This window comes from Parafrankia soli, assembly GCF_001854695.1.
GTDB classification, from domain to species: domain Bacteria; phylum Actinomycetota; class Actinomycetes; order Frankiales; family Frankiaceae; genus Parafrankia; species Parafrankia soli.
This window is the reverse complement of the sequence record NZ_MAXA01000206.1, coordinates 1-1,068: the sequence shown is the minus strand read 5'-3', so window position 1 is coordinate 1,068 and position 1,068 is coordinate 1. Positions and strand designations below refer to the sequence as shown.

The 1,068-nt window shown below is 68.6% G+C and carries 1 protein-coding gene; it reads left to right on the top strand.

The annotated features are described in order from the left end of the window. Positions 1-123: 123 nt before the first annotated feature. Positions 124-1,068: IS701 family transposase (locus BBK14_RS15935; protein WP_241831527.1), on the top strand; the 945-nt coding region annotated here is incomplete at its 3' end.

Below are 1,068 nucleotides of genomic sequence, written 5' to 3'. Positions count from 1 at the left end.
CCGCATCCACGTCCGATCACCGGTCTGGATGGCCTTATGTGTTGCTGAGTGCACCAGTACTACATTCCTAGATCTTGGAGCGATCGTGTGTGGTTGATCGTCGGGTCTGGCATGGTGGGGGTCGTGACGGCGCGGGACGTCGCCGGGTGGGAGCGGGAGCTCGCGGCGTTGACGGAGGGGTTGGGCTGGTTGTCCAACCGGCCCGAGCCGAGGCGGGTGTTCGCGGACTTCGTGCGGGCGTTGCTGGCGGACGTGCCGAAGAAGAACTCGTGGGGGCTGGCCGAGCATGCGGGTTACCCGACGCCGCGGCCGTTCGAGCATCTGCTGGACGGGGCGGTGTGGGACGCGGAGATGTTACGGGACGCTGTCCGCGAGTACGTGGTCGCCCACCTGGGATCGGGGGCGGCGGTGCTGGTCCTCGATGACACGCAGACGCTGAAGAAGGAAAGCAAATCGGTCGGGGTCGCCCCGCAGTACTACGGGTTGACGGGGGAGACCGCGAACGTCCAGACGATGGTGATGTGTACCTACGCGTCGCCGTTCGGGCATGCGTTCATCGACCGGGAGTTGTACCTGCCGGCGGTGTGGACTGACGATCCGGCTCGTTGTCGTGCGGCCGGTGTCCCCGCGGGTCGAGGGTTCGCGACGAAACCCGAGCTTGCAGTCGGCATGCTGGCCCGGACGGTCGCGGCCGGGGTGCCGTTTCGGTGGGTGGTCGCGGACAGCGGCTACGGCAAGGACCCGGGCCTGCGCGGCCACTGCCACGCCCAGGGGCTGTCGTATGTGCTGGCCGTGCCGAAGAGTCTGCCGCTGCTCGATGGTCGTGGCCGTTCCACCCGCCCGGACCGGGTCCATGCCGGGCTCCCGGTCGGGGTGTTCGAACGCCGCTCCTGCGGGGATGGGGCGAAAGGCGCCCGCTACGACTGGGCCGCGGTCCCGGTGACCGTCGCCGACCAGCCGCCGGCCGACGGCTACGCGCACACCCTGCTGATACGGAAGTCCACAACCCCCCAGACCCGTGACGGCAGGACCTTCTACGAGTTCGAGTACTTCCTCGTCCACGCGCCC